We start from the raw sequence: 5,504 nt of genomic DNA, 5'->3' as shown, positions 1-5,504 counted from the left end.
GCTAGTGACAAAGATTTTGGTGATGCTCCGGATACTGGCAACGGCACTAGCACTGGTAACTATAATACCTTACTCAGCGATAATGGTCCGAGTCACGACATAGATGGTAGCACCTACCTTGGTAGTTGGGTAACTACAGATACCGATGGCTTTGGAGATGGCACCGATACTAACAATAACGCTACCGATGATACCGATGATGGGGTATTACTCAATAGTGAAACTCTCCAAGGACAGAGCTTAACCACAGGAAGTAATGTCACTTTAAATCTCACTACCGCAGGGTCTGGAGTGCTGAATGCTTGGATTGACTGGAACTCTGATGGTGACTTTAATGATACTAATGAACAAATTGCTACCAATGTTAGTCCTAGTGGGAATGCGATCGCATTAAATGTCACTGTTCCAGCTGATGCTACTGTTGGTAATACTTATGCCCGTTTCCGGTATAGTTCTGATACTGGCCTGAGTCCTACCGGTGCAGCCAGTAATGGTGAAGTAGAGGATTATCAAATTGCGATCGCAACACCTGCAGCAACAACTGTTGACTATGGTGATGCTCCCGATACTTACGGTACTGATGCTACCGCAGGGAACAGCGGCAGTGACCCCATTGGTGCGAGCCATGATATTGTCAGTGGTATCCATTTAGGAACAGCCCCAGATGGTGAAACCGATGCCGCCACACCACTCGATGGTAGTGGTGACGGTACAGAAGATGATGGGATCACATTGTTGCCCCTAACAGCAGGGAGTACTGGCTATGTCATTGAGGCTAATAACATCACTGCCACTAACACCGGTACAGCCACACTCCATGCCTGGATAGACTTCGATAAAAGTGGCACTTTTGAAAGCAGCGAATATGCCAGCGTCGAGATTACTAACGGTACCCCCGCCGCCTCCGGGCTGAGCTGGAACAATATTTCAGTAGGCAGTGTGGGCAATACCTATGCACGTTTTCGATTCACAACCGATCCCACCATTACCGCCGCCACACCAGGGGGCGCAGCCAGTGATGGAGAAGTAGAAGATTATCAGGTTGCCATTGTTGGAAGTGGTAATCCCAATCAAACCATTGACGACACCCCATCCGGGACATCCTGTGCAGTCCAAGGGGGCGTCTTATCAACTGTCAATATTTTTACCCCTTACGATAACGGCACTTTTGGCTTTGAAGATGGCTCTGCCACCCAATCCCCCGCCACCAATCCCTATGCAGGAATCAGCGGAGGAGACTACGCTCAATACAAATCTAGGCCGAATAATTCTAGTTTGGAAACCCCTCTTTTTGGGGAGTACTCATTTGTTGCCAATATTGTGGTGGCCAGAAATCGCTTCCAACATGAACCGGTCACCGACCCTGTGTATGGGGTAACTGGCAGATTCTTTGCCACTGACCCAGATATCGACAGCATTCCTGAGCTCGGGATTACCATCACCGGATTAATCCCCAACCAATTTTATGAGATTTCGTTTTGGGCTGCTAATAGTGAACCAAATGGAACTCCTAACGAAATCGATGTTTTTCTTGACAATGAGTCGGTGTATAGCACCGGTCCGCTGCCTGCTGTCCCATCAGCCTTAGCCTGGAAAAAGCATACTTTTACCTTCACCAACGGTCCCAAGACCTCCATCGAGCTCCAGATTAAATCTACCGAAGCAGGCAGGGGTGGTCTAGATTTCTACCTCGACAATATTGAACTCAGAAATTGTAACTTTGGCATTGACTATGGTGATGCCCCAGCAAGTTATGGTGACGCGCTCCACACCACCATCCCCATCTCACCCACTGTTTATTTAGGCAGTGCACCCGATATTGAATCCCAAACCCAGCTGAGCAGCAATGGCGGTACAAATGCTGATGGAGATGATACAAATAACAATGATGATGAGGATGCGTTTACTACACTGCCTAATGTACCTCTAACCGGCACTTACAATTTAACCAATATCCCTGTAACCAATACTAGTGGAGTTGATGCCACCCTCCATGGCTGGATTGACTTTGACCAAGATGGAAAATTTGAAGTCCAGGAATATCAAAGCCAAACGGTGAGTAATGGTGCCACCACGGCTAATCTCACCTGGACTGTGCCGGAGGGTACCACTGCTGGTAATAGCTATGCTCGATTTCGGATTACTCAAAATGCACTGATACCCGATGACCCAAGTACAGCGGATGTTGACGAGCGTTCTAAGGATGCGGTGATTAATGGTGAGGTAGAGGATTATCAAATTGCGATCGGTGACCCTACACCAACGACTGCCTCTGTAGGGGATAAAATCTGGGAAGACCTAGATGGTGATGGTATCCAAGATGCTGGAGAGCCTGGAATTGCCAACGCCCTAGTCAATATCTACAAATCTGACAACACTTTCGTTGATGCCACCTTTACCGACAGCAATGGTAACTACAGTTTCAGCAACCTTGACCCAGGGGATTACATCATTGAATTCACCTCCCCTGCTGTTGGCTATAACTTCACTAGCCAAGATGGTGGGGATGACACCCTAGACAGTGATGCCGATCCAGTCACAGGTCGCACTGCTACCTTTACCTTGGCTGCGGGAGATAACAATACCAGTATTGATGCTGGACTTACCCTCAAAACCAACACTATTGTCGCTTGCGATGTCATACCACGCCAGCGTACCAATTGGACTGAAACCCTGAACGTACAAAAATTTGATTCTGCTCAAGGTAGCCTCGCCAGCGTAGACCTAACCCTGAGTACCCTGATTGAACAAGAGTTAATCTACGAGAATACGGTAGACCAGCCAAAAACAATAACCGTGAACCAGGAGGGAGACGTCAGTGTCTCCTTGCCTGATACTAACGCCAATTTTACCAGAAATTACAACCAATCCATCGACTTCAATCTACCAGCCTCTGATGGTAATCTTGACTTTAGCGGCACTTCCGGTGGAACGACTCCTACGATTCTTGCCTATGAAACCCATACCGAAGAGTATACTAACCTAGCTGATTTTATTAGCTCCTCATCACCAGTGGAAACTGTCAGTATCGAGGTGAATACTACCTCTACAGCCACTTTCATTAACTCTGATAACGCTTCTACTGGCTCTAGTAGCGAGGCAACTGCCGGATTGTGTGTGACCTACACCTACAGCTTAATTCCGGAAGAACCTTCACCAGAAGCTGGAAATATCGTTATCAACGAAGTCCTCTACGCCCAAACTGGCAGCAGTGCTGAGGCTAATGATGAATTCATCGAACTCTATAACGCTTCCGATAATGCTGTAGATATCAGTAACTGGAGACTAGCCGATAGCAACCTGATTTTTAACAGTACTGATAATACTGGCAACATTACTGGTGATGCTGCTAATCCCGCCTATATCTTCCCCAACAACACCACTCTCCAACCAGGGGAATACGCTGTTATTTGGATTGGTAACAATACATCAGACCATCAAGCTCCCGATGCTGCATTCCAGGATTGGTTAGGAAACGCAGCCAAACTCAACAATGCCGGAGAAGATATTTGGCTGTATGACGACGAACTCAAGATTGTAGACTACATTGCTTATGGCTCCAATAACGCCATTAATACTCCTCCGTCCGCTGGATTGAATCTGTGGGACGACACTTACCAAGGAGACTTAGATGGGGCAGCAACGGGTCAATCCATTAGCCTCACCCCCAATGGAGAAGACGGAAATACTAGTGCTTGCTGGGAGCATACCCTGAGTAATGATGCCGATGGCCGTTGTCCTGAATTCCTGGAAACCCGGGATACCGATACGGTTAGTGTACGCCAAACTAGTGTTGGAGTTTATAACAATATCTTGCCCAATGTCATCTTGGTCAAGCGGATTACGGCTATCAAACCCAAAGATACCAACGAGTGGATAGACCTACCAGAATCTGGTTCACCCTTTATCGATGGCATTGATGGTGGCAGTTCTGAGAATAACGTTAATTCGGAACGTGCTGCTGATGACAATGACCCCAACTGGCCAAATCCTGATGTTTATCTGCGGGGATTAATTAACTCTGGCCAAGTGATGCCAGGGGATGAGTTAGAGTATACTGTTTACTTCCTCTCCAATGGCAGCAATGATGCTACAAACCTGCGCATCTGTGACCGAGTGCCTGGAGAAACTACCTTTATTCCCGACTCCTTTAATGCCACCGCTGGCTTCCCCAGTAGTGATGTCGGGATTGCTTTGTTCCAGAGCACCAGTTCCCTACCTTCAGGTGGTCCAGCTGAACCCAATATCTATCTTACTAATATTCCCGATAGCGATCGCGGTCGGTATTACGAGCCAGGAACGTCAGTGCCATCGGGATGTAATGTGACCTTCAATCAAAATGGAGTAGTAGTAGTGGAAGTTGGCGATGTGCCAAACGCTGATTCACCAGGAAACCCACCCAATTCCTATGGATTTATTCGCTTCCGGGCTTTGGTGAAATAAGGCAGAATTTAGAATGAAGAATGAAGAATTAAGAATGGAAAATTCTAAACTCTAAACTTGAAGGTGATTGGGGCTAGATGTCTGTTTCGATGGTCAATGGCCGGGTTTGGATGGTACATTAGCTGCAACAGTATATTTTGTGATCAGTGATCGACACCCCCGGTTCGCATCTACTATTGGAAATTGTATATTTACTTGGAGTGGTAAGCCATGGTGAGGCAGATTGAAACCCTATCGAGATCAGCTCTGCAAACGGAAGTATCTCACTTGCGGGAAGAGTTACAGCTTAGAGACCAGTTAGTGCAGCAGCTGTCTCAAGAACTATTCCGCTTGGTGAAGGGGAATGCTAACTTCAAACCTCCCCAAGAGGTGTCTGAGCGCCATAAGGCTCAGATGGTGGTCTTGCGAGAACAGTTGCACGATGTGGAGCAGCAGGTAGAATTTTATCAACAGCAAATTGCGACCCGTGACACGGAAATTAAGCAATTGCGGGATTCCGTAGAAGAATTAACCGAGCGCTCCCGTCAGCTAGAACAAGTTGTACAAGAGCTACCAAAAATTTATCACCAGAAGTTTTCTGAACGGATGGCACCAGTTAAGGAGAAGGTGACCATGTTACAGCGGGAAAACCGACAACTCCACGCAGAACTCCAGAGTGTCAGTTACCGATTAGCTGTTAGAAGCCGCAATATCACCCGCGTTGATCTACCGAGCTTCAATCGTCAGAATGCTAGTCCAATCCCAACTTTTGGTAGTGTGTAACAGCCTTTGGGTTAGGGGTGCGTCAACTGGTTTGTGGAAGATTAGTTGAAGGTTTAAGGTTGAAGGTAAGTAAATGTTGGGTAGGGTGCGTTAGGGGGGCTCGCCCAGATTTTCCGCTTCGTAGGCAGGGTATAGACAGCCCGCCCCGTAACGCACCACCGGGTCAAACTTAAAAATGGAACTTTCAACTACAAATGGGGAAAACGTGACTACTCCTACATCAAATCAAAGATTATGATGTAGGCTTCTCTCTCCTCACGAATGAGACTTGCTGTTCCTCAATATCCTGTATTGATTTA

2 protein-coding genes are annotated in these 5,504 nt (G+C 47.1%); both read left to right on the top strand.

Annotated features, from left to right (window positions below; translation table 11 throughout):
* The coding region (locus F6K52_RS31495) for a GEVED domain-containing protein (RefSeq protein ID WP_293088201.1) at positions 1 to 4,443 on the top strand (4,443 nt) is incomplete at its 5' end.
* Positions 4,444 to 4,653: 210 nt separating this feature from the next.
* A complete protein-coding gene (locus F6K52_RS31490) occupies positions 4,654 to 5,205 on the top strand; it encodes an Npun_F5560 family protein (RefSeq protein WP_070395519.1) in 552 nt (183 codons plus the stop codon).
* Positions 5,206 to 5,504 lie beyond the last annotated feature (299 nt).

The sequence above is a fragment of the Moorena sp. SIO3H5 genome, from assembly GCF_010692395.1.
In the GTDB taxonomy this organism is placed as follows: Bacteria; Cyanobacteriota; Cyanobacteriia; order Cyanobacteriales; family Coleofasciculaceae; genus Moorena.
Note: the sequence above shows the minus strand (reverse complement) of the source record. Positions and strands in the feature narration are given on the sequence as shown.